Below are 26833 nucleotides of genomic sequence, written 5' to 3' on the forward strand. Positions count from 1 at the left end.
ACGGGCGCGGCTGCGCCGGGGCCGACCGGGCGGGTTTCAGCCCCAGCGCAGCGGTAATGCCTTGAGCGCGAAGCTCTTTGACGGGTAATTGATCACGGGGGAGTAGTCCTCGGGCAGTTCGAAATCCGGAATCTGGCTGAGCCACTCCGCGACGATCACCGTCAGCTCGATGCGCGCCAGGTGAGAGCCCAGGCAGCGGTGCGGCCCACCGCCGAATCCCCAGTGCCGGTGGACTTTTCCGTCCATGTTGAGCTCGTTGGTGGACATCGCGTCGCTGTCGTCGCGGTTGACCGCCGCCATGCACAGCCGGACCGATGTGCCGGGCGGTAACGTCATGCCGCCGACTTCGACGAATTCGGTGGTGATCCGCGGCGCCACCGGTGCCGACGGTTCGAGCCGGACGATCTCCTCGATGAAAACCCTGATCTGCTTAGGGTTGTCGCGCAACTCTTTGCGCAGCTGTGGTCTGCGTGCCAATTCGAACAGCGAGAATCCGATGGCCGCGGTCACCGTGTCCAGCCCGGCCAGGATCAACAGGTGACTCATGCCCAGGAGTTCGAGGTCGGTGAAGTCGCCCTTGCCGGTCATCACTTGCGACAACATGTCCGACCCCGGGTTTTGCCGGCGCTGCGCGATCGCGTCGACCAGATACGCCAGCAGCCGCTCGGACTTCTCCACGTCGCTCTGGGTAATGAAGGGCTTTTCGCCGACGACGGCGTTCTTCCAGTCGATGAGAAGGTCGCGGTCCTCCAGCGGCAGGCCATAGAGGTCCATGAAGACCTGAAACGGGTACAGGTGTGCGAAATCCGCCATCACTTCGCACTCGCCCCGCCCGGCCAGGGCCCCGATCATGTCGCCGGCGTGACGCTGCAGCACCGGACGCGACTTACTCAACGAGTGCGGGCTGAAGTAGGGCTGCAGAACTTGGCGGTAGCGGGTGTGCTGCGGCGGGTCAAATGCCAGTGGCAGCACCGGCAATGGGTGTCCCGGGGGCTGCAGGACCGTCGATGAGAACACCTTGGTGTTGCGCAGTGCGGCAAGCACATCCTCGCGGCGGGTGATGTAGTAGTGGCCGTTCATGAACACCACCGGTCCGGCGTCGCGCAGCGTCTTCCACCCGATGCCCCGATCAACCGTCATCGGTAGTTCGGCGAAATCGAGCCGGGGTAGGTAGAAAGAGCCCTGTTGGCCTTCGCTCATGCGCTTGGATCTCCGGTTGTCTGGCTGTGTTGAATAACCCTGACGCGATTGCACCTTTGTCGGACTCGGGCGATATCAACACGTGGCGGCACATCAATATTGCATGCGCGGCAAAGGAACACGATCCGCCTGCTCGAACTAATCCAGGGTTTCCGGTACCCGGAATCGGTTGGCGAACATCTTCGACACTTTACCGACCGACTAATCTGGGTATCGACTCGTGAAACCCAAGCTCGGCCGATTGCGAAGACGTCGACCGGCATACCGGGCCACCTAGGGAGGAAGCCTCGTGAGGGTCCGTCTGGAACAGTCGAGATGTGTGGGCCACGCCCAGTGTTACGCCGTCGACCCGGACCTGTTTCCCATTGACGAGTCCGGTTATTCGATTCTCGAGGAGCACGAGGTCAGGCCCGAGGACGAACAAGCGACCCGCGACGGCGTCGCTTCCTGCCCCGAAATGGCGCTGATTCTCGAAGAGGACTGACGGCGCGTGCCGCCGGGAGGCGTCCCGCGGCGATTGGTCAGTAGGCAAACGATTGATGAACAATCCGTTGCCATTTATGAACTCTCGCCGACCGGGAATGAACAGTGGCTGGCCATTGATGAACAGGTGGCTTTGGGGTGTCGGTGTTTGCCTCATAACGAACTAATCTCAGTGCCGGGCGGCAGTTCGGGCACACGCGAGCTGCCGCTTGGTTGCTGATAGTGGGGGATTAGCCGAGGCCAGAAGGTGCATGACGTTCCTGACCAGATGTCCGAGAAGCGCGGTGGCAGACCACCTTTGCGGACGCAGTCAACTGGTCACGATGCGTCGTCCGGCTCGGCTGATGGGGATGCGGGGCCAAGCGGTCCCGATCGTGGCTCCCGTGGACGCAGCAGCCCACCGGTGGCGTCGTTTACAGAGCCGTGACCACGGCCACCACTGATTCCTATGTGACAGCCGAGACCGCTTGCGCTCCCGGCCAACTGAGGAGGACACGGTGTTTGACTTCGCGGCGTTACCGCCCGAAATCAATTCCGGTCGCATGTATGCGGGTCCGGGGTCGGGGCCGATGATGGCCGCGGCCGCCGCATGGGATGAGCTTGCGGCGGAATTGGGTGTAGCGGCCAGCGGCTACAACTCGGTGGTTACCGAGCTGACCAGCGGGCCGTGGGTGGGGCCGGCATCGATGTCGATGGTCTCGGCGATCACCCCATTCGTGAGCTGGCTCAGTGCGGTGGGGGCGCAGGCCGAGGAGACGGCCAGTCAGGGCCGGGCGGCTGCGGCGGCGTTTGAGGCGGCGTTTGCGATGACGGTGCCGCCGCCGGTGATCGCGGCCAATCGAGTCTTGCTGGCGAACCTGATTGCGACGAATTTCTTTGGGCAGAACACTCCGGCGATCGCGGCGACCGAGGCGCAGTACATGGAAATGTGGGCCCAGGACGCCGGTGCTATGTACGGTTACGCGGCGTCGTCGGCGGCCGCCTCGACGTTGAGCCCGTTCGTCACGCCACCAAACACGACTACGCCGGAGGCGGGTGCCGACCAGGCGGCCGCGGTGAGCCAGGCCCTAGCCCAGCCGGCGGGCAACACCGCACAAACCACGGCCAACGCGACTTCGCAAATGGCGACGCTGAACGCATCTTCAGCGATCCAGCCCGCGGCGGTAACGACAACCTCGCAGCCCGGGCCGTTCACCTGGCTCACGAGTGCGATCCAGAACTTCATGCAGTCGGGTTTGCCGACCCCGACGAACAACTACCTGGGGCTGAACGCCACCTTCTACACGACGATCTTCAAGCAAACCTCCGGTCTTGCGTATTTCTCGAATGGTATTCCCGCCTTTTGGGCGCAGCTGGCCCAGCAGTTGGTCTTCGGTCCCGGTGGTAGTACGGCCGGTGCCAGTGGTGCGTGGTATCCCACTCCGCAGTTCGCGAGTTTGGGTTTGGGCAACTTGGGTGGTGTGGGCCACGTGGGCGCGGTCTCGGCCGGGGCGGGGCAGGCCGCCCGGGTCGGGATGCTCTCGGTCCCGCAGCATTGGGGGACGTTGACCTCGGCGGTCAGTCCGGCGGCGTTGTCGGAGGAGGCCACCCCGGTTCAAGCCGCAGCGACCGGCGGGGCGAATTCGCCTGCCAATGGTCTTCTGCGCGGCATGCCGGTCGGATCGGTCGGGCGCCGCGGCGCGGCGGCCGGCTACGTCAACAAATACGGCTTCCGCTACAGCGTGCTGACTCGCCCACCGTCGGCCGGATGACGGAAGCCAGATGAATGCCATGAGCCGCAACGCAAGTCTCGCCGGGCCCGACGGAAGGAAAGAATCTAGATGTCTTTTGTGACCACGCAGCCCGAGGCGCTCGCCGCCGCAGCGGGCAATCTGCAAACCATCGGCTCAACGCTGAGCGCTCAGAACGCCGCGGCGGCGGCCCCAACGACAGGGGTGGTGCCGGCCGCTGCCGACGAGGTGTCGGCACTGACGGCGGCGCAGTTCGCTGCGCACGCACAGACGTACCAGGCCGTCAGCGCTCAGGCTGCGGCGATCCACGAAATGTTTGTCAACACCCTGAGCACCAGCTCCGGGTCGTACGCGGTGACTGAGGCGGCCAACGCGGCCGCGACTGGTTAAGGAGTCAATGATGTTGGATTACGGAGCGTTTCCCCCGGAGTTCAATTCGGCGCGGATTTATTCTGGTCCGGGGTCGGGGTCCTTGATGGCCGCGGCGTCGGCGTGGAGCGCGCTGGCGGCCGAGCTCAATTCGGCGGCGCTGAGTTATGAGCAGGTGGTCACCGCGCTGAGCAGCGAGGATTGGACCGGCACGGCGTCGGCGACGATGGCCCAGGCGGTGGCGCCTTACATCACCTGGATGACCACCACGGCCGCGCAGGCCGAGGAGGCGGCCACCCAGGCGCGTGCAGCCGCCGCGGCCTACGAGACCGCGCTGGCCTCATCGGTGCCGCCCCCACTGATTGCGGCCAACCGGATGCAATCGCAGCAGCTGCAGGCCACGAACGTGTTGGGCCAGAACACGCCGCTGATCGCGCAGCTGGAGGCGCAATACGGCCAGATGTGGGCCCAGGACGCCGGCGCGATGTACAGCTACGCCGGCCAGTCCGCGACGGCGTCGAACGTGACGCCGTTCCAGAAGGCACCGGAGACGACCAACCCGACGGGTCAGGCCACCCAAGCCGCGGCGGTCACCAACGCGACGACCAACTCGACGGCGACCAACACGACCAAGGCGTTGCAGTCGTTGGCGCAGCCGGCGACGAGTTCGACGGTCAAGGCCGCGGCGACAACCACGACCCAGGCGACGCAGGCCACCGACCCGCTGTCCGAGATCTGGTTCCTGTTGACCGGCCAGACCACCCTGCCCACCAACCTGGGCACGGCGGTCAACGGCTACAACCCATTCTCCAGCCTCTTCTACAACACCGAGGGTTTGCCGTACTTCAGCACCGGTATGGCCAACACCTTCACCCAGATCGCCAAGTCGACCGGGCTGCTTACCGGGCCGGCCCCGGCCGTGGCCAAGGCGTTGCCCGGTTTGGGTGGTTTGGGTGGCATGTTGGGTGGCGGTGCGGCGGCCGCGCATCCGGTGGCGGCGCTGGGCAGTGCGGCCTCGGTGGGCGGCAAGTTGTCGGTGCCGGTGGCCTGGTCGGGGGCGCCGGCCGCGCCGGCGCTGGGTCACGCGATCCCGGTCAGCAGCATCAGCGCTGCCCCGGAGGCCGCGGGCGGACCCGGGAACCTGCTCGGCGGCATGCCGCTGGCGGGTGCCGGTGCCGGCGGGCACGGAGTGGTCGGTCCCAAGTACGGATTCCGGCCCACCGTCATGGCCCGACCGCCCTTCGCGGGATAGTCCCGAGCCGGCCACGCACCGGCGCGAGCCACAACGCGCCCTGCCCCGAACATCGGCGGCAGGGCGCGTTTTCGCGTGCATCGGGGGCTGGCGCAGCGAACCTCGCGGCGGCTTTATCTGCGCCCGGATTTTATCCCGCGCTGGTGTTTTCGGCTTGATGCAGCCGCCCCGAAACGGTCCGCCGTGTGGGGGCCGTGAGCCGGTGATGCATGACGCTGCCGGGATGTTCTTGCAGGTAATGACGGCGACGGTGAGACGCGTCCGGTGACGCCTCGATTCTGCTGCCACACCGGAACAGCGCAAGCGAACCGTCGGCGCCGCAGCGGTCGCTCAATCGCGAAGCGGCGAGGGGCCGGAGTGGCCCTTTAGCCTCCGAGGCAAGCAATTTCTGATGGTCAATCACTCAGAGGTCACTCGCGAGGGGATACATGTCGTTCGAGCCGGGTGCTTCGTAGCCATGGACTTCGGGGCATTACCGCCGGAGATCAATTCCGGTCGCATGTATGCGGGTCCGGGGTCGGGGCCGATGATGGCCGCGGCCGCCGCATGGGATGAGATTGCGGCGGAAGTGGGTGTGGCGGCCAACGGCTACAACTCGGTGGTTACCGAGCTGACCAGCGCCCCCTGGGTGGGTCCGGCCGCGGCGTCGATGCTGTCGGCGGTCGCGCCGTACGTGAGCTGGCTGAGTGTTCTGGCCGCGCAGGCCGAGGAGACCGCGGGCCAGGGGCGGGCGGCCGCGGCGGCGTTCGAGGCGGCGTTTGCGATGACCGTGCCGCCGCCGGTGATCGCGGCCAATCGAGTACTGCTGGCGAACCTGGTGGCGACGAATTTCTTCGGGCAGAACACTGCGGCGATCGCGGCGACCGAGGCGCAGTACATGGAGATGTGGGCCCAGGACGCCGCCGCGATGTACGGCTATGCCGGCGCATCGGCGTCGGCCGCGCAGCTGGCCCCGTTCACGTCACCGCCCAACACGACCACCCCGGAGGCGGGCTCGGACCAGGCCGCCGCGGTCGCCCAGGCCGTCGCCCAGCCGGCGGGCAGCACCGCGCAGAGCACTTCCCAGCTGGTGACGCCACAAGCGTTGTCGGCCACCACAACTCAAGCGCTGACACAAGCCTCGACGACCGCGTCGCAGCCGGGACCGTTCACCTGGCTCACGAGTGCGATCCAGAACTTCATGCAGTCGGGTTTGCCGACCCCGACGAACAACTACCTGGGGCTGAATCCCAGCTTCTACACCGTGCTACTCAAACAGACCACAGGCCTTGGCTACTTCTCGAACGGCATAACGAGCTTCTGGTCGTCGATCGCCCAGCAGTTGATCTCTGGCCCCGGTGGTAGCACGGCCGGCGCCGGTGGTGCCTGGTACCCGACTCCGCAGTTCGCGAGCCTGGGTCTGGGCAACCTGGGCGGTGTGGGCCACGTGAGTGCGGTTACCGCGGGTGCCGGGCAGGCCGCCCGGGTCGGGATGCTCTCGGTTCCGCAGCATTGGGCCACCCTGACCTCGGCGGTGAGCCCGGCGACGCTTTCCGAGGAGGCCACTCCGATCCAGGCCGCGGCGACCGGCGGCGCGAATTCGCCTGCCAATGGTCTGCTGCGCGGCATGCCGGTCGGGTCGGTCGGGCGCCGCGGTGCCGCCGCCGGCTACGTCAACAAATACGGTTTTCGCTACAGCGTGCTGACACGCCCGCCGTCGGCCGGATAAGCGGCGGAATCGGGCATGTACTCCCTCACCTTTATCCGCGGCCGGATTTTATCCCCGGCTTCCACACACGTGCGCCGGGCTGCGCCGGCATCGCACCGCGGGGCGTCCGGTCGACAGGTACCCTCACGCGGCGATTCCCGCAGCTCACACCGGCTTTCGGGGCCGGAGTTCGGGCGGTCGGCGGGCGCCGAGCGCCGGGCCCCGGCATCCGGCGCAAAGGCGCGCCAAAGACCAGCCACGTCACTGACCGGCGCAGCGGTGGTCACCAGCGGATTAACGTTTTTCACTACTCGGCGCATCGATTCGATCGGCACAGGTTAAGGGGCATATTCGTGGTGGATTATGGGGCGTTCCCACCGGAGTTCAATTCGGCGCGGATCTACTCGGGTCCGGGGTCGGGTTCGTTCATGGCTGCGGCGTCGGCGTGGAGCGCGCTGGCGGCCGAGCTCAACTCGGCCGCGCTGAGCTATGACAACGTGATCACCTCGCTGAACAGCGAGGAGTGGCTGGGGACGGCGTCCACGGCCATGGTGCAGGCTGCCCAACCGTATGTGGCCTGGCTGACCACGACGGCCGCGCAGGCCGAGGAGGCGGCCACCCAGGCGCGTGCGGCCGCCGCGGCGTACGAGACGGCGCTGGCCTCATCGGTGCCGCCCCCACTGATTGCGGCCAACCGGATGCAATCGCAGCAGCTGCAGGCCACGAACGTGTTGGGCCAGAACACGCCGCTGATCGCGCAGCTGGAGACCCAGTACGGCGAGTACTGGGCCCAGGATGCCGGTGCGATGTACGGCTACGCCGGCCAGTCCGCGACGGCGTCGAACGTGACGCCGTTCCAGAAGGCACCGGAGACGACCAACCCGACGGGTCAGGCCACCCAAGCCGCGGCGGTCACCAACGCGACGACCAACTCGACGGCGACCAACACGACCAAGGCGTTGCAGTCGTTGGCGCAGCCGGCGACGAGTTCGACGGTCAAGGCCGCGGCGACAACCACGACCCAGGCGACGCAGGCCACCGACCCGCTGTCCGAGATCTGGTTCCTGTTGACCGGCCAGACCACCCTGCCCACCAACCTCGGAACGCTCGTCAACGGCTACAGCCCGTTTGCGGGTTTGTTCTATAACACCGAGGGTTTGCCGTACTTCAGTACCGGTATGGCCAACACCTTCACGCAGATCGCCAAATCGGTCGGTGCCATCGGTGGTGCGGCTCCGGCGGCGGCCAAGGCGTTGCCCGGTTTGGGTGGTTTGGGTGGCATGTTGGGTGGCGGTGCGGCGGCCGCGCATCCGGTGGCGGCGCTGGGCAGTGCGGCCTCGGTGGGCGGCAAGTTGTCGGTGCCGGTGGCCTGGTCGGGGGCGCCGGCCGCGCCGGCGCTGGGTCACGCGATCCCGGTCAGCAGCATCAGCGCTGCCCCGGAGGCCGCGGGCGGACCCGGGAACCTGCTCGGCGGCATGCCGCTGGCGGGTGCCGGTGCCGGCGGGCACGGAGTGGTCGGTCCCAAGTACGGATTCCGGCCCACCGTCATGGCCCGACCACCGTTTGCCGGCTGAGCACCGCACCCCGTGCGGATCGGCGTCCCGGATGGTCGCGCGGCAGTCAGCGTTCGCAGCATGACGCGCCTTGAGTGTCACGATCGCTTCCGGTAGCTGCGTTCGGCAGCCACCGGGGCAATCAGACCGCTGAAATGGGCGAAAGGAGGTCTAGATGGCTCGTTAGCGGGGACGGTCGTGGCATTGGCCCGTCGCGACGGGTTAATCGACGACCAGATTTTTATGCCGGCCAGCGTAGCCACAGCCCTCCGGGTGAAAATTACCAGCAACTTTTTCGACCGGGGGCTGGTACCGTTTGCTATGACCGCTCCCCGAGGGGCAGCGGTCGAGGTCAGACGCTGTTACTGTGTCGTTACCAAAAATGAATTCGGCGTACCGCCAAGTGAACAATTGCAAACACCGGGCTTCCGCACCGACTCCGGGGGCCGCTGTCATCTAGTCTCGCAGAGTCGGGGGATTGAACCAGGAGGGAATAGATTATGTCGTTCGTGACCACACAGCCGGAGGCTTTGGCCGCGGCGGCCGGGAACCTGCAGGCCATCGGGTCGACCTTGAGCGCCCAGAACGCTGCCGCTGCAGCCCCAACGACGGGGGTGGTACCCGCCGCAGCCGACGAGGTGTCGGCGTTGACCGCGGCTCAGTTCGCCGCACACGCGCAGATGTACCAAGCGGTGAGCGCCCAGGCCGCCGCGATCCACGAAATGTTCGTGAACACACTTTCGACCAGCTCCGGTTCCTACGCAGCAACCGAAGCGGCCAACGCAGCCGCCGCCCTCTGATCGGACTGGCGGTTCGGGGGCTTGGGACAGATCGTCACCGACGTGGGTTCCAACGTAACTGCTCAACCGGGGACGATCGCCGGGCCGCAAAGCCGGGCCGGCAGACCGTCTCGCAACGCAACACGCACTCCGTCAACTCAAACGCCGCGGTTCGGGTTTGACGTCCGTCTCACCGTGACAGCACCCGGTGGCCGCCGGCTGACGGAAAGGGGGGGTCATTTCTATTCACTCGGCTCGGCGGTTGCGTAACGCGTAAACGATCCGGCCACCGTCTCTACAACATCACCCAGTAACCACGTAATAAGGAGAACAGCCGACATGGCAACACGTTTCATGACCGACCCGCACGAGATGCGGGCGATGGCGGGCCGCTTCGAGGTGCATGCCCAGACCGTCGAGGACGAGGCTCGCAAGATGTGGGCGTCGTCGATGAACATCGCCGGCTCGGGCTGGAGCGGTCAGGCCCAGGCCACCTCGTACGACACCATGGGTCAGGTCAACCAGGCCTTCCGCAACATCGTCAACATGCTCCACGGAGTGCGCGACGGACTGATTCGCGACGCGAACAACTACGAGCAGCAAGAGCAGGCCTCGCAGCAAATCCTCGGCAGCTAGCGCCAGCAAACGCTGCTGCGTAAAATTTCAAGACATTAGGAGAACACCGTTATGAGCATTAACTACCAGTTCGGCGATGTAGACGCCCACGGTGCGTTGATCCGCGCCCAGGCCGCGTCCTTGGAAGCTGAGCACCAGGCCATCGTTCGCGATGTGCTTGCTGCCGGCGACTTCTGGGGCGGTGCGGGTTCGGTGGCCTGCCAGGAGTTCATCACCCAGTTGGGTCGCAACTTCCAGGTCATCTACGAGCAGGCCAACTCCCACGGACAGAAGGTGCAGTCCGCGGGCAGCAACATGGCCAGCACTGACAGCGCCGTCGGGTCCAGCTGGGCCTAACCCGCAACTTCAGGCGCGGCAGCACACCACCCGTCGGTGTGCTGCCGCGTCCTGCGGTTTCCGCGCAGTTTGGTAAATAGAGACCAATTGAGGAACTGATGGACCAACAGAGCACCCGCACCGATATCACTGTCAACGTCGACGGTTTCTGGATGCTCCAGGCGCTGCTGGACATCCGGCACGTCGCGCCGGAGTTGCGGTGCCGGCCATATGTGTCTACCGACTCGAGCGACTGGCTCAACGAGCATCCCGGAATGGCGGTGATGCGCGAGCAGGGCATAGTCGAGAACGATCAGGTCAACGAGCATGTGGCCGCGCGGATGAAGGTGCTCGCCGCGCCCGACCTCGAAGTGATCGCTCTGTTGTCCCGGGGCAAGTTGGCCTACGGCGTCCTTGACGACGAAAACCAGCCCCCGGGCTCGCGCGACATCCCCGACAACGAATTTCGGGTGGTCCTTGCCCGCCGCGGACAGCACTGGGTGTCGGCGGTTCGCGTCGGCGGTGAGATCACCGTCGACGACGTCGCCGTCGCGGACAGCGCCTCGATCGCGTCGCTGGTGATCGACGCCCTCGAGTCCATCCACCACGCCGAACCCGCAGCGATCAACGCGGTCAACGTGCCGCTGGAGGAAATGCTGGAAGCGACGAAGTCGTGGCAGGAGTCGGGATTCAACGTGTTCTCCGGCGGAGACCTGCGCCGGATGGGTATCAGCGCCGCCACCGTGGCCGCGCTGGGCCAGGCGCTGTCCGACCCGGCCGCCGAAGTCGCGGTGTACGCGCGCCAGTACCAGGACGACGCCAAGGGCCCGAGTGCGTCGGTGCTGTCACTCAAAGACGGTTCCGGCGGCCGCATCGCGCTTTACCAGCAGGCCCGCACCGCGGGGTCGGGTGAAGCGTGGCTGGCCATCTGCCCGGCAACCCCCCAGCTCGTGCAGGTGGGTGTCAAAACCGTGCTGGACACACTTCCCTACGGAGAGTGGAAAACTCACAGCAGGGTCTGACATTCGCGCGAAACGCAGAGTTCACCAATGTCTTTGCACTCAACATGCGGTTGAGCTGCGAACACGGCATACTTCTCTCAAGACATCAGCAAATCTCGAACCGGTGTCGACGACAACTCTTAATCGCAAGGCGAGGCAGATGGAATTCCAATTAGTCGGAATGCACTTTGCGGGGGGCCGCAGCACGACGACGAGTTCAGCGGCACCCACCCGCGCGCGACTGGCGGCACGGGCTCACACATTCATCACGGTAGGGAGTGCAAGGCGATGACTGCGGTAGTCGAAGTAGCACAGCCTGATGTAGAGGGAATCTCGCAGCCTCAGGCAGTCGTCGTCGGCGTGATGGCCGGCGCGGGTGTTCAGATCGGTGTCCTGCTGGACGCCAACGCGCCCGTCTCGGTGATGACCGACCCGTTGCTGAAGGTGGTCAACAGCCGGCTCCGCGAGCTCGGCGAGACTCCGCTGGAGGCGTCGGGCCGGGGCCGCTGGGCGCTTTGCCTGGTGGACGGTTCGCCGTTGCGGGCCACTCAATCGCTGAGCGAGCAGGATGTCTACGACGGCGACCGGTTGTGGATCCGGTTCATCCCGGACACCGAGCACCGCTCACAGGTCATCGAGCATATCTCCACCGCCGTCGCGGCTGATCTCAGTAAGCGCTTCGCCGCCATCGACCCGGTCATCGCGGTGCAGGTCGGTGCGTCCATGGTCGCCATCGGGGTGACGACCGCCGCCGGGCTGCTGGGCTGGTGGCGCTGGCACCACAACTCGTGGCTGCCGACCGTGTACGCGGGCGTGATCGGCGTGGTCGCGCTCGGCGTCTCGTTGCTGTTGCTGATGCGGGCGCGCACGCAGCAGGAACGGCGCGTCGCCGACACCATGCTGTTGAGCAGCCTGGCGCCGGTGTCGGTCGCGGCGGCGTCGGCTCCGCCCGGTGGCGTCGGATCGCCGCACGCGGTACTGGGCTTCGGTGTCCTCACCATCGCCGCAATCCTCGCCCTGCGCTTCACCGGGCGCCGGCTGGCGATCTACACCGCCATGGTCACCGTCAGCCTGATCGCGGCGGTGGCCGCGCTGGCGCGCATGGTCGCCATGACCAGCGCCGTGACGCTGTTCACCTGCGTCGTGCTGGTGTCCGTCATGATCTACCAAAGTGCGCCGGCGATTTCGCGCCGGCTGGCCGGCATCCGGCTGCCCGTCTTCCCGTCGGCCACCAGCCGGTGGGTGTTCGAGGCCCGGCCCGACCTGCCCACCACCGTGGTGCGCTCCGACGGCGGTCCGCCGGTCCTGGAGGGGCCCGCCTCGGTTCGCGACGTGTTGACTCAGGCCGAACGCGCCCGCTCCTTCCTGTCGGGTTTGCTGATCGGGCTCGGCGTGCTGATGATCGTCTCCCTGACCGCGCTGTCGGATCCGCGCACCGGACAGCGTTGGCTGCCGCTCTTGCTGGCCGGCTTCTGCGCGGGCTTCCTGATGCTGCGCGGCCGCTCCTACGTCGACCGCTGGCAGGCGATCACCCTGGCGGGAACGGCGGTGCTGATCGTCGGTGCGGTCGTCTTGCGATACGCGCTGGTGCTGCAGTCGCCGCTTGCGGTCTCGATCAGCGCGGCGATCCTGGTGCTGTTGCCGGCGGCCGGATTGACATCGGCGGCTGTCGTGCCGAACACGGTCTACAGTCCGCTATTCCGCAAATTCGTGGAATGGATTGAATACCTCTGCCTGATGCCAATTTTCCCGCTGGCATTGTGGTTGATGAATGTCTATGCAGCAATTCGTTATCGCTAACGGCAAGGTGTGGCGTGGTCGCGCGTTCGCCGCGACCATCGCCGCCATGTTGCTCGCGTCGGGGGCATTGGCCGGTTTGCCGCCCGCGTACGCGATCTCACCCCCGACGATCGACGCCGGGGCGGTACCGCCGGACGGTCCGCCCGGACCGGGGGCGCCGATGAAGCAGAACTCGTACTGCACCGAGGTCGGCGTGCTGCCCGGGACCGATTTCCGGCTGCAGCCCAAGTACATGGACATGCTGAATCTCCAGGAGGCGTGGCAGTTCGGTCGTGGTGCCGGCGTGAAGGTGGCCGTCATCGACACCGGAGTGACGCCGCACCCCAGGTTCCCGCACCTGATCCCCGGCGGTGACTACGTCATGGCCGGCGACGGATTGTCCGACTGCGATGCGCACGGCACCATCGTGGCGTCGATGATCGGTGCGGCGTCGGCCAACGGCGCGGGCGTGCCGCCGGCGGCACCGCGCAAGCCGGTGACCATCCCCACCACCGAACCCCCGCCGAAAGCGCCACCGCCGCAGACGGTGACCCTGTCACCGCTGCCTCAGACCGTGACGATGGTCCCCCCGCCGCCACAGTCTCAGGAACAAGCGCCTCCGGGCCCCTTCGGGGCGCCGCCGGCACCGGAGGCCCCACCGCCCGCCGGCCCGCCCCCGGGACCGCCGCAGGGTGGGCAAGCGCCTAACGGTCAAGCGCCGGCGGCCAGTCATGGCGGCGGCACGGTGACCATCCCCGGCTATTCCGGTGGTGGGCGCGTGGCCAACGTCGACAATCTGCGCGGCCCGCGCCCGCTCGACCCGCCGCCACCACCGCCGCCGCCCCCGCCGCCCAAGGCCGGTCCGGACGCTTTCAGCGGGGTGGCCCCGGATGTCGACATCATCGCGATCCGGCAGTCCAGCCAGGCATTCGGTCTCAAGGACGCCTACACCGGTGACGAGGATCCGCAGACATCGGCGAAGATCGACAGCGTTCAGACAATGGCGCGGGCCATCGTGCATGCCGCCAACATGGGTGCCCAGGTCATCAACATCTCGGATGTGACCTGCATGAGCGCGCGCAACATCATCGATCAGCGCTCGCTGGGTGCGGCGGTGCGCTACGCGGCGGTCGACAAGAATGCCGTCATCGTGGCCGCGGCCGGCGACACCAGCAAGAAGGACTGCAAGCAGAACCCGCCCCATGATCCGTTGCAGCCCAACGATCCTCGCAATTGGAGCGCGGTCACCACGGTCGTGACGCCGTCCTGGTTCAGCGACTACGTCCTGACGGTCGGCGCGGTCGACACCGAGGGACGCCCGTTGAGCCAGGGCAACCAGGGCCAGGCGTCGACGAGCGTGGCCGGGCCGTGGGTGGGCATCGCCGCACCGGGAACGGACGTCGTGGGACTGTCACCCCGGGACGACGGCCTGATCAACGCGATCGACGGACCGGACAACACCCTGCTGGTTCCGTCGGGCACCAGCTTCTCGGCGGCGGTCGTGTCCGGCGTTGCGGCGCTGGTGCGGGCCAAGTTCCCGCAGCTGTCGGCCTATCAGGTCATCAACCGGCTGACTCGCACCGCCCGCGCGCCCGCGCGCGGCGTGGACAACCAAGTCGGTCACGGTGTCGTCGACCCGGTGGCGGCACTGACGTGGGATGTACCCGACGGTCCGGTGAAACCGCCGCAGCAACTATCGGCACCGCTGAACATTCCGAAACCCGTCCCGCACCGGGATATGGTGCCAGTGTGGGTGGCCGCCGGTGGCTTGCTCGGCGCGCTGCTCATCGGCGGCGGAGTTTTCGGTACGGCGACGCTGATGAAGCGATCGCGGAAACAGCAATAGGGGCGGAGCAGCAGCACTCATGAAGCGTCAGCGCAGGTTTGGGTTGTCCTTATCGTGGCCGCGGCTGACCACGGTGTTCTTGATCGACGTCGTGATCATGGTGGTGGCCAGTCACTGCCCCGAGTCGTGGCAGGGCACGTATCGCATCGCGTTCTGGGTGGGTGTCGCTCTGGCCGTTCTGGTGACACTGCTATCGCTGGTCACCTACCACGGCCTCACGGTGACGTCAGGGCTGGCCACCTGGTTGTGGGATTGGTCCGCCGATCCCGGCTCGGCGCTGGCCGCCGGTTGCACCCCGGCCGTCGATCACCAGCGCAAGTACGGCCGCGACAAGGTCGGCGTGCGCCAGCACGACGGCCAACTGGTCACCGTGATCGCCATCAACGGCGGTGACGACGAATCGGCCTCGCGCCTCCGTCATCGGAACTCGCCCCCCACCTTGCTGGTGTCGGCCGTCGCTTCGGGCCTGCGCCAGTTCGACATTCACCTCGACGACATCGACATCGTGTCGGTGAAGGTGCGGCGCGGCGGCCCAGAAGCCAGAGCCGCCGAGTTGTCCAAGCTGGACGACTGGGGCCCCGAAGAGTGGGAGGTGGCCCACGATCAGCCCACCTCGTACGTTCGCCGCACCTGGCTGGTGCTGCGGATGAATCCGCAGCGCAACGTCGCCGCCGTGGCCGCCCGCGATTCGCTGGCGTCGACCCTGGTGGCGGCCACCGAGCGGCTCGCCCAGGATCTCGACGGGCTGACCTGTGGGGCGCGGCCGTTGACCGCGGAGGAGCTCGCCGCGGTCGACCGCGCGGTGCTGGCCGATCTGGAGCCGACGTGGAGCCGTCCCGGCTGGCGCCGCCTCAAGCACTTCAACGGATTCGTCACCAGCCTGTGGTTGTCGCCGTCCGACATCACCACCGACAAGCTCGATGAGCTGTGGGAGGACGAGACCTTCGCCACGGTGCTGACCATCCGGCTCACCTCGCGCGGCGGCCGGCCGCAGGTATCGGCGTGGGTGCGGTACCACACCGAGAAGCGGTTGCGCAGGGACGTCTCGTCGGGCCTCAACCGTCTCACCGGACGCCAGCTGGCCGCGGTCCGTGCCAGCCTGCCCGCGCCGACCGCGCGGCCCCTGTTGGTCGTGCCCGGCCGCCCGTTGCGCGCCGACGACGATGACCTCGCGTTATCCGTCGACCAGCTGCGAGGGAGCTCGGCCGGCGTGCCTGTAGCGCAATGACGAGGCCGCAATCAACCGCTGAGAGCGCCCGCAACGCGATGGTCGCCGGGCTGTTGGCGTCCGGCGTCTCGGTCAACGGGCTGCAGCCCAGCCACAATCCGCAGGTTGCGTCGCAGATGTTCACCACCGCGACCAACCTGGATCCCGGGATGTGTGACGCCTGGCTGGCGCGGATCCTGGCGGGGGAGCAGAGCCTCGACGTCCTCGCCGGCGCCTGGTCGTCGATCCGGACGTTCGGGTGGGAGACCCGCCGGCTCGGCGTGACCGAATTGCAGTTCCGCCCCCAGGTTTCCGACGGGTTGTTCCTGCGGCTGGCGGTGACCAGCGTGGAGACGCTGGCGTGTGCGTACGCCGCGGTACTGGCCGAGGCGAAACGGTACGAGGAGGCCTCGAAGCTGATCGAGGGCGTCGAGCCCCGCCAGCCCGTCGACGAAGAGCTGGTCAGCTACGTGCGCGGTGTGCTGTACTTCCGCACCGCCCGGTGGCCGGACGTGCTCAACGAGTTTTCTGAGGGCAAGAGCTGGCGGCAGCCCGAGCTGAAGGCGGCGGGCGCGGCGATGGCCACCACGGCACTGGCTTCCCTCGGTGTGTTCGAGGAGGCCTTGCGTCGCGGTCAGGAGGCCATCGAAGGCGACCGGGTGCCGGGCGCGGCCAACGTCGCGCTGTACACCCAGGGCATGTGCCTGCGCCACCTGGGCCGCGAGGACGAGGCCGTCGAGCTGCTGCGGCGGGTGTACTCACGGGATCCGAAGTTCACCCCGGCCCGTGAAGCGCTGGACAACCCGAACTTTCGCCTGGTCTTGACGGACCCGGAGACGATCGAGGCCCGGACCGACCCGTGGGACCCGGACAGCGCGCCGACCCGGGCTGAAACCGAGGCCGCTCGTCACGCCGAAGAGGCGGCGAAGTACCTGGCCGAAGGCGACGCCGAGCTCAACGCGATGTTGGGCATGGAACGCGCCAAGCGCGAGATCAAGCTCATCAAGTCGACGACCAAGGTGAACCTGGCGCGCGCCAAGATGGGGCTTCCGGTGCCGGTGACGTCGCGCCACACCTTGTTGCTCGGCCCGCCCGGCACCGGAAAGACTTCAGTGGCAAGGGCTTTCAGCAAGCAGCTGTGCGGGCTGACCGTCCTGCGCAAACCCGTGGTGGTGGAGACCAGCCGCACCAAGTTGCTGGGCCGGTACATGGCCGACGCGGAGAAGAACACCGAGGAGATGCTCGAGGGCGCCCTGGGTGGCGCGGTCTTCTTCGATGAGATGCACACGCTGCACGAGAAGGGCTACCAGCAGGGCGACCCGTACGGCAACGCAATTATCAACACGTTGCTGTTGTACATGGAGAATCATCGCGACGAGCTGGTCGTCTTCGGCGCCGGTTACGCCAAGGCCATGGACAAGATGCTGGAAGTGAATCAGGGTCTGCGGCGCCGTTTTTCGACGGTCATCGAGTTCTTCAGCTACACCCCCGACGAATTGGTCGCGCTCACCCGGTTGATGGGCCAGGAGAACGAGGACGTCATCACCGACGAATCCGCGCAGGCGCTGTTGCCGTCGTACACGAAGTTCTACCTCGACGAAAGTTATTCGGACGACGGCGATCTCATCCGGGGCATCGATACGCTCGGCAACGCCGGCTTCGTGCGTAACGTGGTGGAGAAGGCCCGCGATCACCGCAGTTTCCGCCTGGACGACGAAGACCTGGATGCGGTGCTGTCCAGCGATGTGACCGAGTTCAGCGAACGTCAACTGCTGCGGTTCAAGGAACTGACGCAGGAGGATCTCGCCGAGGGCCTCAGCGCGGCGGTCGCCGAGAAGAAGCCGGATTAGCCCGTCATCGCGTAGAGCCCGTTGAACCTGCTGGGCCGCAACCGTTTTGGGCGAAACCAGTGGTGATGCCGCTCGCGCCGGGGCCGAACAGACCGATGGAATGCCCAGGGACCACCGCGTGGGCCCAGGCGCTCAATGCGCGACCGACTCGGCCTCCTGCACTCCGGGGGCGGAGCTCTCGCAGGTTAGGGCTGGCCCCTACGTTTCCGGCCAAGTGCCGGGCATCCCGCTCAGGTCCGGCCCGGGCACACGACGGCCAGTGGTCGACGCTTAAATGGGGATTCCGGGTCCGGGTGATTGCGGCCTGTCCGCCCGTCGCGGGTTAACACCGTGCGCAATCCAAATTAACGACCGGCAAACGAGGATTTTTCTACAACCGCCGTTTGGTAATGCCGTCGCGCCAGCAACGTTGCGTAGCGGTTTCGATGCCCTTAATGGACCTTGAAATATCGGTGTGAACGGCCACGGCATGCCCCACAGGAAACTGTCAGTAGCTAATCAGTGCCACGGCAGACTGGCCACGTCTACTCGTATAGGTGAATCTGAGGAGAACAGTGTGAGGATGAATTGCCAGTTCGGTGATGTCGACGCCCACGCCGTCGCGAGCCAGGCCCGGACGACGTCCCTCGTGGCCGGGCACCAGGCCATCCTTCGAGATGCTCGCGCCACCGGCGACCGTTGGGGCGTTGCGGGATCGGTGGCGGCCGGTAGCGCATCGCCGGGTTCGCGTCGCGGTTTGGGGTCATCAATGCGTGCGCAGATTCCGCGGACAGACGGTTCAGTCCACGGGTGGCAACATGGCGAACACCGACAACGCCGTCGGCTCAATGTGGGCTTTATTGGATTGCCCAGATAATGACAAAAGTAGCGCACGGCCGGGCGAGATATTTGACCGTTGGCCCCATTCGAGCGGCCATTGCCATCGAATCGTCGACTGCAAGGTGATGTAACCGTTTTAAGCTTCTATAGGAGGTTATTCAATTAAAGACCGGACACCGTAACAACCGCCCTTGTGGCTGTTTATCAAATCGGTGATGAGGCCGATATTGAAGCCATCATTATCTACGCGCTCGGATTAAATCTCTGAATGTTTTAGTCCGCGATAGGATGCTGCCTTCGGCCGGCCAAGTTAGTGACTTGGGCCACAAAACCGCTGGTTGTGGCCAGCTCCTCTCACAGGGGGCCGGGGCTCGCGATATTTGTTTTTTACAAAGATTTACCTAACGGGGACGCCCGCCGAAATATGTTGTGGGGACCATCGTCAAAGCGATAGCAGCGTGGCTTGACTAGTCGTTCGCACGCCATTACTGCGCCGATTCACAGCTAGGAACAGGATGACTTTGTTGTCGACAGCACATGGGATCTGCACATGTATTCGCTAGCAGATTCGATGAATTCCCTTAGAGCTGCGACTTCGTCGATGCCGGGACCGCGAACCCGTGCCTACCATGGCTGCCACAAGAGGGACCGGAGGTATTAGATGTTGGATTTCGGGGCTTATCCGCCGGAATACAACTCGGGGCGGATGTACATCGGAGCGGGTTCAGGGCCGCTGCTGGCCGCTGCCGCGGCGTGGGACGAATTGGCCGCGGAGCTGCAAAGCACTGGCGCGTCGTACAACTCGACCATCGAGACCCTTGCGACGGGCCCGTGGACGGGCCCCTCGTCCATCGCGATGGCGGCCGCGGCGGCACCGTACGTGGCGTGGATCCATGCAACCGGCGCGCAGGCCGAGCAGGCGGGCGCCCAGGCCAAACTCGCGGCGGGGGCCTACGAGACCGCGTTCGCGGCGACGGTTCCGCCGCCGGTGATCGCCGCCAATCGCGCGCTGCTCGCGACGTTGATCGCCACCAACATCCTGGGCCAGAACACCCCGGCGATAGCCGCGACCGAAGCCCACTACATGGAGATGTGGGCGCAGGATGCCGCCGCGATGTATGCGTACGCAGCGGCCTCGGCGAGCGCCTCGCAGCTGACCCCGTTCGCCGAACCGCCGCGGACCACCAACGACTCGGCCGGGCCGATGCAGGCGGCCGCGGTCACCCAGAGCAGCGCGCAATCCGGCTCGAACACCGTCAGCCACCTCGCGCAGCTGAGCACCACGATGCAGCCGGCGGCGCAGGCGGTGACCAATGCCGGCACGGCGGGAACCACGTCGACGCAATTGACCACGCCATCGCTCATCACGAACTGGAACGAGTTCTGGTCGGTGGTGACCGGGGTGTATTCGCCGCAGTCGTGGAGCACCATCCCCGGCGGACCGTTCCTGTCGTTCGGCCAGGCGTACGCCTGGGGACAGAACGGGCAGGGCGCGGCGGCCTATTTGGCTGGGCCCAAGGCGATTTCCGGGGCGTTGGCGCCGCTGGCCAGTGGCGCCAACGCCGTCAAGCCCATGCTCAGTTCCGCGGTCGGGGCCGGACAGGTGTCGGGGTCGATGGGCAAAAGCGCTCTGGTGGGCAGCATGTCGGTGCCGCAGGGCTGGGCCGAAGCCGCCCCGGCGATCCGGACGGTCGCCCAAGCGCTGCCGGCCAATCTGGCCGCGGCGCCGGCGGCGATGGCCGGTGAGGAAGGTGTGTTCAGCCAGATGGCGCTGTCCAGCCTGGCGGGACGCGCCGTCGCGGCCGCCGCGACCCGACCCGCCGGTGGTGCCGCCTCGGCGGCGGGTTCGCTGGGCGGTGTTGCCGCCGAAGCCGATCCGGCCGCGGCCACCATCATCGTGATCCCGTACATCGAGGAATGACCGTGACAACCAAATCGTTTGGCAGCCAAGCGCTGTCGACCCAGGTAGCCAGGTAGGGGGTACGAGAGATGTTCTACGGAGCCTTTCCGCCGGAATTCAACTCGGGCCGGATGTACAGCGGCCCGGGAGCGGGTTCGTTGGTGGCCGCGGCGACGGCCTGGCAGAACCTGGCCACCGAATTGCAGTCCACCGCTTCGTCGTATTCGTCGGTGCTCTCGAGCCTGACCGCCGGACCATGGGTGGGTCCGTCCTCGATTGCAATGGCGAGCGCGGCCGCCCCGTACGTGGCCTGGATGCAGAAAACCGCTGCGCAGGCCGCGCAATCCGCGACCCAGGCCACCGAGGCGGCGGCAGCCTACGAGACGGCGTTCGCCGCCCATGTGCCGCCGGCGGTGATCGCGGAGAACCGGGCCCTGCTCGCGCAGCTGGTCGCGACGAACCTGTTCGGGCAGAACACATCGGCGATCGCGGCGAATGAGGCCCAATACAGCGAATTTTGGGCTCAGGACGCCACTGCTATGGACACCTACTTCGCCTCGTCGGCGACCGCCTCCAACAAGTTGACGGAGTTCAGCCCGGCGCCCACCACCACCAACGCGGCCGCGGAGCCGATGCAGGCCGCCGCGGTGACTTCGGCGGCCAGCACCCCGGCCGCCAACGTCGCGAATGCCGCGGCGTCGGCGGCGACAACCACCCTGCCCTACAGCGGGCCGTTCTCGATCCCGGCGAACTTGGCCTACCTCTACCAAACGTTCATGACGGATCTGTTCAACACCGTGCCGGGCGGGGCCAGCTTCTACACGAGCATGTACAACGCCGTGAAGGTGCCGCTCGGCCTGACTACGCAATTCAACGACATCGGGCTGCTGATCAACTTTCCGCTGTCACAGTGGCTCAAGTTCGCCCCGCCCGTCGGCTACGGCGCGCTGCCGAAAGACGCGCTCGGCGCCGGGCTCGGGGCATTGGGCTTCGGCCGCGGCACCTTGTACGGCTCGATCAGCCCGCTCGCCGGCATGGGCAATGCCGGCACCCTGGTCGGAAAGCTGTCGATCCCGCCGAGTTGGGCCACGTCCACCCCGGCCATCAGAACCGTCGCCACCGCCCTGTCGGCGGCCGGGACCGAAGCGATTCCCGCGGCCGCGCTCGGCGAGGGAAGCCTGTTCAGTTCGATGGGGCTTGCCGGGATGCTGGGCAGCGCCGTCGGCTCGAGTGGGCCCACGGTGGCGCGCGCGGGTGTGCGCAACCGGATGGCTCCGATCAAGGACCTCAAAGACAAGCAATCGCCGGAACAGCTTAAACGTCTTGTCGCACAAATCTCCGAGAAGCCCGAAACCGTGCAGCACCACAACGTCGACCAGGAAAACCTCGACGCGCTTCTCGAGCAGCTGGCCAAGAAGCCCGGCATCCACGCGGTGCATCTGAAGAAGGGTGACAAATCAAAAGTCATACCCGCGGACGCCCAATTGGGTTGAGGGACAGAGGAAAATCCGTGTTCCTAGCCGCCACAACGGAAGGGTGATAGTGATGAAACGACTGCTCGCACTACTCGGTATTTCCGCGATGATCGGCCTTGCCGCACCGGCGCACGCCGGTCCTCCACCGGTGCCGGATGGCGACGACGGTGGCTTCGTGGCCGCACTGCAGCAGGCCGGCTTCAGCTTCAACAGCCCGGGTTCGGCCGTCGCCGCCGGCAGGGCGGTATGTTCCTGCCTGAACAACGGCGAATCCGGCCTGGAGCTGGTCCACGACGTGAAAACCCACAATCCCGGGATGGACATGGAGATGGCCTCGAATTTCGCGTTGATTTCCGCGAAGTTCTACTGCCCCCAACAGCTCTCCAAGGCCTGATCCGCGGTCGGGGTGGCGACCGTGCCGGTCGGTGAACTCGAATGCCCTGCCGCTCAACATATCTGCGGGACGCCAGCGAGTACTGCGGACATCGGCGCGGCGTGCGACAATCACGAGTTATGAGACTGCAGCTGGCGCTTAGCGTTGCGGTTTCGGCCGCGATAGGCCTTGCCCCGCTCGCACATGGTGACCCGGGGACAGCCGGCGGCGATGAAACCGGCTTCCTCGCGTCACTGCGGAGTGCGGGGATCACCTACTCGACCCCCGACGGGGCGATCAAGTTCGCCAAGGCGGTCTGCGTCTCCCTGGGCAACGGCGAGGTCGGCCCTCAAATGGTCGACGAACTGAAGAGCGAAAACCCCGGACTCACCAACGATCACGCAACATCGTTCTTGGCGATCGCAGCGAAATACTACTGCCCGCAGCAACTTAACAGAAGGTAGCCCGGAGCTGGCCGGCCTACACGACCGTTCATCGGGTGGCCACGGCGCAACCAGTCGACTGCCCGCAAGTTTCGGCCGGGTGGCCGCCCCGTGCTCGATTTGGCCTTGGTCCATCTACCGTTTACCTCCACGTGGTTAGCTGCGCCGGCGGGACCACGCCGTGCCCGCAACCGCAATCTGCTGGCGCGGCCGGGGGATACTCGACAGCGAGACCGGGGGAAGGAGTGGGCCGTTGGAGACGCTGAGCGCTCTCGATTTCGTGCTCCGACTGGGCGTCGGAGTGGGGTGCGGCGCGCTCATCGGTCTGGAGCGGCAGTGGCGGGCGCGTCGGGCTGGCTTGCGCACCAACGCGCTCGTTGCCGGGGGCGCGACGCTGTTCGTCCTCTACGCCGCGGCCACCTCCGACACCAGCCCGACCCGGGTCGCCTCCTATGTCGTCTCCGGTATCGGGTTCCTGGGCGGTGGCGTGATCCTGCGCGAGGGCGTCAATGTCCGCGGGCTCAACACGGCCGCCACCTTGTGGTGCTCGGCGGCGATCGGCGTGCTGGCAGCTTCGGGGCATCTGGTGTTCGCGCTGATCGGCACCGGTACCGTCATCGGCATTCATCTGCTGGGGCGTCCACTCGGCCGGCTGATCGACCGCGACAACAGCGCCGAAGAAGACGAGAGCCTCGTGCCCTATCTCGTGCAGGTGGTCTGCCGTTCGAAGCATGAGAAGTACGCGCGGGCCCAGATCGTCCAGCACGCCGGCAGCAATGACATCACACTTCGCGGAATCCACACCGGCAGCGCGGCCGACGACGAGGTCACGCTGACCGCCCACTTGCTCATGAACGGCGACGCCACCGCCCGGCTGGAGCGCCTGGTGGCCGAACTATCGCTGCTGCCAGGCGTCCGCGCAGTGCAGTGGTATGCCGGCGACGAGGTGCAGTCCGACGATCGCCGCTGAGACGGGCGTCCGTTTCCGAGGCGGCGTGCTTGCGTCGGGCGCGGGCTCGCGTGAATCACGCGCATCGAACTTTGAAGATCTTCACAGCTTGCTAGCGGCAGAGCCTAAGGGTCGGGTCGTAACGTCATGCCATTGTGGGGCTTTGGGACGCTTCTACGAATAGACCATGGCGGTTGACCGTCGGCTTCGTCGTCGTACTGAGCGTATTCATTGCCGTGATCGTCGGGTCCTCATTGCGTCCCCAATTAGTCGCTGCCGCAATGCCGGAGCCCGCGGCGTGGACCCATCGGGATTATGCTGTCGACGCGCACGCCGACCGGCTGCAACCTGGTAATGACATCCGCCTTGCCAACGATCGGGAGCACGGCTTCGCGCCAGGCTCCGTACCGGCGAATAAAAAGCCATTTCGCAACACGTGGATGACCCGGGATCGGCCGGTTGGTTGGATTCACTTATCGACTCAGTCGGGCTGGATGCTATTGCCGGTGTCGTTTGCGACAACGCGGTCAGCGCTGGGGGAAAACGCCAGGGCCGCAATGGAAGTCGGTTACGGCAGCCGAGATCGCTTGATCCAGTTTTGCGTGCTTCGGTGCTGAGAGGTCAGCGGTCCGTCGTCGGGCCTTGAGCGCCTGACACGAAACAACTTTGCCCCTGAATGCGGCTTCGCAGCGCGAAGGCATCCTAGGGATCTTCGCTGATCATCCCGAATCGCGCCCGGCTACCGCGCTGCGAGTCGTCGGATCCGACGTCACCGCCGCAGGGCCGGCCGATTTCTCAAATCCATTGTCTTGGAGTAACAGTCATGCTTGCACGCACAGCTCAACCCGCCCACACAAACGCGAATCAGGCGTGGCAGCAATGAATTCCGGGGCGCACGCGGCGGAGGGCACTTCCGCAGAAGTCCGCCAGTGCCGGACAATTGACCAAAGCCCGCCGCCCGCGTTCTACCTGCCGCGACTGGAAGCTTCCGCGTTGCCGATGGGCGCCGATCGAGGCCTCGGATGGAAAATATTGCGAGACAGCGGCGCAGTCGTGTTCATGAATGGCGCCTATTACCTAACCCGCCGCAAGGATGTGTTGGCGGCGCTCGTCCAACCCAACCTCTTCTCCGCGCAACTGGCCCTCCAGCCGCCCGGCACCCCGGTACCGGTGTTGCCTTCGGCCTTCGACCCGCCCGAGCACACCCGCTACCGCAAAATCCTGCAGCCGTATTTCAGCCCCCACGCGCTGAACCATTACCAATCCATGATGGAGCGCCACGCCGTTGAAATGATCGCTGCCCTCGCCGGCCACGGCGAGTGCGAGGCGATGGCGGATTTCGGGCGCCTCTACCCGTATCAGGTGTTCATGGAGCTGTTCGGGTTGCCACTCGAGGACCGAGACAGCGTGATCGGCTGGAAGGACGCAGGCGTAGCCGGCAAGCCGGGAGGGTGCGAGCTGTTGGCGTATTTCGCCGATGTTGTTCAGCGACGCCGGAAGAAGCCGGGGTCTGACATGTTGTCGCAGATGATGGCCGATCCGGGCGGCCTCAGTGACCTCGAACTGCTCGGCCTGAGCCACCTGTTGATTCTGTCCGGACTGGACACGGTGGCCGGGGCGATTGGCTTTGCGCTGTTCGAATTGGCACGTAGGCCTGAGCTCCGCGGAGAGCTCCGCCGTGATCCGGACCAGATCAGGCCTTTCATCGAAGAGATCGTCCGACTCGAGCCTGCGGCGCCAATGGCGGCCCGGGTTACCACCGACTTCGTCAACGTGGGCGGCATGACGCTGCCCCCGGGGACGCCGGTGCGATTGTGCACTGCCGCGATCAACCGCGACGGCAGCGACGCGATCTCGACAGACGACCTGGTCATGGACGGCAAGATGCATCGGCATTGGGGATTCGGAGGCGGACCGCACCGCTGCATAGGTTCGCATTTGGCGCGGATGCAGCTGACCATCGTTATCAGGGAGTGGCTCGAGCAGATTTCCGACTTCGAACTGCTACCAGGCTACATGCCCGAGGTCCGCTTCCCCGCGTCGTCATTTGTGCTCAAGTCCCTACCGCTGCGCTGGAAGCGAGGCCTCGGGAATCGCCCTGAACAGCCACGGGAGACGCCATCGCGGACCAAAGCGGACCGTGTCCCGCGGCGTTCGTCGTAGTCTTACCTGTGTGAGTGCCCTGTCAGGCGTCTTGTCCACGCTGCCGCCGCAGATGCGGGACCCGGTGCTGTTCGCCATCCCGTTCTTCCTCCTGCTGCTGACCCTCGAATGGACCGCGGCTCGCAAGCTGGAACGCCTTACGGCCGAGGCCGCCGACTCGGCGCGGCCCGCGTCGGGGACGCACCTCACCCGTGACTCGGTGGCGAGCATCTCGATGGGGCTGGTGTCGGTGGCCACCACCGCCGGCTGGAAGACGCTGGCGTTGTTCGGCTATGCCGCGATCTATGCCTACCTGGCGCCCTGGCACCTGTCGCCCACCCACTGGTACACCTGGGTCATCGCGATTCTCGGAGTGGATCTGCTCTACTACGCCTATCACCGGATCGCGCACCGGGTGCGATTGATCTGGGCGACGCACCAGGCCCATCACTCCAGCGAGTACTACAACTTCGCCACCGCGCTGCGCCAGAAGTGGAACAACAGCGGCGAGATCTTGATGTGGATTCCGTTGCCGCTGTTGGGGATTCCGCCATGGATGGTGTTCTTCAGTTTCTCGCTGAACCTGATCTACCAGTTCTGGATCCACACCGAGCGCATCGACAAGCTGCCCCGACCGTTCGAGTTCCTGTTGAACACACCGTCGCATCACCGGGTGCACCACGGCATGGACCAGGTGTATCTCGACAAGAACTACGGCGGTATCTTCATCGTCTGGGATCGGCTGTTCGGAAGCTTCCAGGCCGAGCTGTTCCGGCCCAATTACGGCCTCACCAAGCGCGTGGACACGTTCAACATCTGGACGTTGCAGACCCACGAATACGTCGCGATCGCCCGCGACTGGCGATCGGCGACGCGCCTGCGTGACCGGCTGGGTTACGTGTTCGGCCCGCCCGGCTGGCTGCCGCGAACGGCCCGTGCAACGAACCCCGCCACCCCGGTCGTGACCTCGCTGTAACATTTGCCCCGGCCGGCGCGAAAACCTGAGCGTGGAGGGGGTACGCCGTAGCCTCACCCTCCCGTCGGT

General features: G+C 66.1%; 23 protein-coding genes. 22 read left to right on the forward strand and 1 reads right to left on the reverse strand.

The genetic code is table 11. From position 1 onward, the window contains the following. Positions 1-36 precede the first annotated feature (36 nt). A complete protein-coding gene (locus G6N50_RS05545; protein ID WP_083099034.1) occupies positions 37-1200 on the reverse strand; it encodes a cytochrome P450 in 1164 nt (387 codons plus the stop codon). 289 nt (positions 1201-1489) lie between these two features. Here G6N50_RS05545 and G6N50_RS05550 point away from each other — a divergent pair, with 289 nt between their 5' ends. The 22 genes from G6N50_RS05550 (at position 1490) to G6N50_RS05655 (ending at position 26764) form a co-directional block, all read left to right on the forward strand. Beyond that, positions 1490-1684 (forward strand): ferredoxin, encoded by a 195-nt coding sequence (locus tag G6N50_RS05550; RefSeq protein WP_083099032.1) that lies wholly within the window; start codon positions 1490-1492, stop codon positions 1682-1684. 496 nt (positions 1685-2180) lie between these two features. Then, positions 2181-3434, forward strand: a complete 1254-nt coding sequence (locus G6N50_RS05555) for a PPE family protein (protein WP_083099030.1) — start codon at positions 2181-2183, stop codon at positions 3432-3434. 69 nt (positions 3435-3503) lie between these two features. Beyond that, positions 3504-3803 (forward strand): PE family protein, encoded by a 300-nt coding sequence (locus tag G6N50_RS05560; RefSeq protein ID WP_083099028.1) that lies wholly within the window; start codon positions 3504-3506, stop codon positions 3801-3803. Between the two features lie 7 nt (positions 3804-3810). Next, on the forward strand, positions 3811-5034 hold the full coding sequence (locus tag G6N50_RS05565; RefSeq protein ID WP_163650812.1) for a PPE family protein: 1224 nt from the start codon (positions 3811-3813) through the stop codon (positions 5032-5034). Positions 5035-5491: 457 nt separating this feature from the next. Beyond that, a complete protein-coding gene (locus G6N50_RS05570; protein WP_083100312.1) occupies positions 5492-6742 on the forward strand; it encodes a PPE family protein in 1251 nt (416 codons plus the stop codon). A gap of 332 nt (positions 6743-7074) precedes the next feature. Beyond that, positions 7075-8295, forward strand: a complete 1221-nt coding sequence (locus tag G6N50_RS05575) for a PPE family protein (RefSeq protein ID WP_163650813.1) — start codon at positions 7075-7077, stop codon at positions 8293-8295. 479 nt (positions 8296-8774) lie between these two features. Beyond that, positions 8775-9074 (forward strand): PE family protein, encoded by a 300-nt coding sequence (locus G6N50_RS05580; protein ID WP_007771419.1) that lies wholly within the window; start codon positions 8775-8777, stop codon positions 9072-9074. A 318-nt stretch (positions 9075-9392) separates the two neighbouring features. Beyond that, positions 9393-9689, forward strand: a complete 297-nt coding sequence (locus G6N50_RS05585) for a WXG100 family type VII secretion target (RefSeq protein ID WP_007771418.1) — start codon at positions 9393-9395, stop codon at positions 9687-9689. 51 nt (positions 9690-9740) lie between these two features. Further along, complete coding sequence (locus G6N50_RS05590) at positions 9741-10025, forward strand: WXG100 family type VII secretion target (RefSeq protein WP_007771417.1); 285 nt, start codon at positions 9741-9743, stop codon at positions 10023-10025. A gap of 98 nt (positions 10026-10123) precedes the next feature. Further along, positions 10124-11026 carry an ESX secretion-associated protein EspG gene (locus tag G6N50_RS05595; protein WP_067834975.1) on the forward strand — a complete coding sequence of 301 codons (903 nt, stop codon included), beginning with the start codon at positions 10124-10126 and terminating at the stop codon, positions 11024-11026. Positions 11027-11293: 267 nt separating this feature from the next. Continuing rightward, positions 11294-12805 carry a type VII secretion integral membrane protein EccD gene (gene eccD, locus G6N50_RS05600; RefSeq protein ID WP_083100285.1) on the forward strand — a complete coding sequence of 504 codons (1512 nt, stop codon included), beginning with the start codon at positions 11294-11296 and terminating at the stop codon, positions 12803-12805. Continuing rightward, positions 12783-14630 (forward strand): S8 family serine peptidase, encoded by a 1848-nt coding sequence (locus tag G6N50_RS05605; RefSeq protein ID WP_163650814.1) that lies wholly within the window; start codon positions 12783-12785, stop codon positions 14628-14630. Before eccD ends, G6N50_RS05605 begins: the two co-directional genes overlap by 23 nt. A gap of 19 nt (positions 14631-14649) precedes the next feature. Beyond that, positions 14650-15858 carry a type VII secretion protein EccE gene (gene eccE / locus G6N50_RS05610; protein WP_083096478.1) on the forward strand — a complete coding sequence of 403 codons (1209 nt, stop codon included), beginning with the start codon at positions 14650-14652 and terminating at the stop codon, positions 15856-15858. Continuing rightward, on the forward strand, positions 15855-17687 hold the full coding sequence (gene eccA5 / locus G6N50_RS05615; protein ID WP_083096480.1) for a type VII secretion system ESX-5 AAA family ATPase EccA5: 1833 nt from the start codon (positions 15855-15857) through the stop codon (positions 17685-17687). The genes eccE and eccA5 overlap by 4 nt, the downstream gene beginning before the upstream one ends. Before the next feature lie 1480 nt (positions 17688-19167). Next, a complete protein-coding gene (locus tag G6N50_RS05620) occupies positions 19168-20427 on the forward strand; it encodes a PPE family protein (protein WP_083096482.1) in 1260 nt (419 codons plus the stop codon). Positions 20428-20495: 68 nt separating this feature from the next. Further along, positions 20496-21899 (forward strand): PPE family protein, encoded by a 1404-nt coding sequence (locus G6N50_RS05625; protein ID WP_083096484.1) that lies wholly within the window; start codon positions 20496-20498, stop codon positions 21897-21899. Positions 21900-21948: 49 nt separating this feature from the next. Then, complete coding sequence (locus G6N50_RS05630) at positions 21949-22275, forward strand: DUF732 domain-containing protein (RefSeq protein WP_083096485.1); 327 nt, start codon at positions 21949-21951, stop codon at positions 22273-22275. A 119-nt stretch (positions 22276-22394) separates the two neighbouring features. Then, positions 22395-22718, forward strand: a complete 324-nt coding sequence (locus tag G6N50_RS05635) for a DUF732 domain-containing protein (RefSeq protein WP_083096487.1) — start codon at positions 22395-22397, stop codon at positions 22716-22718. A 232-nt stretch (positions 22719-22950) separates the two neighbouring features. After that, positions 22951-23667 carry an MgtC/SapB family protein gene (locus G6N50_RS05640; RefSeq protein ID WP_083096488.1) on the forward strand — a complete coding sequence of 239 codons (717 nt, stop codon included), beginning with the start codon at positions 22951-22953 and terminating at the stop codon, positions 23665-23667. A 173-nt stretch (positions 23668-23840) separates the two neighbouring features. Next, entirely contained in the window at positions 23841-24263 is a 423-nt protein-coding gene (locus G6N50_RS05645; RefSeq protein WP_142275618.1) for a hypothetical protein, read from the forward strand. 262 nt (positions 24264-24525) lie between these two features. After that, positions 24526-25809 (forward strand): cytochrome P450, encoded by a 1284-nt coding sequence (locus tag G6N50_RS05650; RefSeq protein WP_083096490.1) that lies wholly within the window; start codon positions 24526-24528, stop codon positions 25807-25809. Positions 25810-25819: 10 nt separating this feature from the next. After that, complete coding sequence (locus G6N50_RS05655) at positions 25820-26764, forward strand: sterol desaturase family protein (RefSeq protein WP_083096492.1); 945 nt, start codon at positions 25820-25822, stop codon at positions 26762-26764. The last annotated feature ends 69 nt before the right edge of the window (positions 26765-26833 follow it).

The organism is Mycobacterium mantenii (assembly GCF_010731775.1).
Classification (GTDB): domain Bacteria; phylum Actinomycetota; class Actinomycetes; order Mycobacteriales; family Mycobacteriaceae; genus Mycobacterium; species Mycobacterium mantenii.

Coding starts and splice junctions, on each gene's coding strand:
- G6N50_RS05545 (WP_083099034.1), bottom strand. CDS start 1,200: ATGAGCGAAGGCCAACAGGGCTCTTTCTACCTACCCCGGCTCGATTTC.
- G6N50_RS05560 (WP_083099028.1), top strand. CDS start 3,504: ATGTCTTTTGTGACCACGCAGCCCGAGGCGCTCGCCGCCGCAGCGGGC.
- G6N50_RS05565 (WP_163650812.1), top strand. CDS start 3,811: ATGATGTTGGATTACGGAGCGTTTCCCCCGGAGTTCAATTCGGCGCGG.
- G6N50_RS05570 (WP_083100312.1), top strand. CDS start 5,492: ATGGACTTCGGGGCATTACCGCCGGAGATCAATTCCGGTCGCATGTAT.
- G6N50_RS05580 (WP_007771419.1), top strand. CDS start 8,775: ATGTCGTTCGTGACCACACAGCCGGAGGCTTTGGCCGCGGCGGCCGGG.
- G6N50_RS05585 (WP_007771418.1), top strand. CDS start 9,393: ATGGCAACACGTTTCATGACCGACCCGCACGAGATGCGGGCGATGGCG.
- G6N50_RS05590 (WP_007771417.1), top strand. CDS start 9,741: ATGAGCATTAACTACCAGTTCGGCGATGTAGACGCCCACGGTGCGTTG.
- G6N50_RS05595 (WP_067834975.1), top strand. CDS start 10,124: ATGGACCAACAGAGCACCCGCACCGATATCACTGTCAACGTCGACGGT.
- eccD (WP_083100285.1), top strand. CDS start 11,294: ATGACTGCGGTAGTCGAAGTAGCACAGCCTGATGTAGAGGGAATCTCG.
- G6N50_RS05605 (WP_163650814.1), top strand. CDS start 12,783: ATGCAGCAATTCGTTATCGCTAACGGCAAGGTGTGGCGTGGTCGCGCG.
- eccE (WP_083096478.1), top strand. CDS start 14,650: ATGAAGCGTCAGCGCAGGTTTGGGTTGTCCTTATCGTGGCCGCGGCTG.
- eccA5 (WP_083096480.1), top strand. CDS start 15,855: ATGACGAGGCCGCAATCAACCGCTGAGAGCGCCCGCAACGCGATGGTC.
- G6N50_RS05620 (WP_083096482.1), top strand. CDS start 19,168: ATGTTGGATTTCGGGGCTTATCCGCCGGAATACAACTCGGGGCGGATG.
- G6N50_RS05625 (WP_083096484.1), top strand. CDS start 20,496: ATGTTCTACGGAGCCTTTCCGCCGGAATTCAACTCGGGCCGGATGTAC.
- G6N50_RS05635 (WP_083096487.1), top strand. CDS start 22,395: ATGAGACTGCAGCTGGCGCTTAGCGTTGCGGTTTCGGCCGCGATAGGC.
- G6N50_RS05650 (WP_083096490.1), top strand. CDS start 24,526: ATGAATTCCGGGGCGCACGCGGCGGAGGGCACTTCCGCAGAAGTCCGC.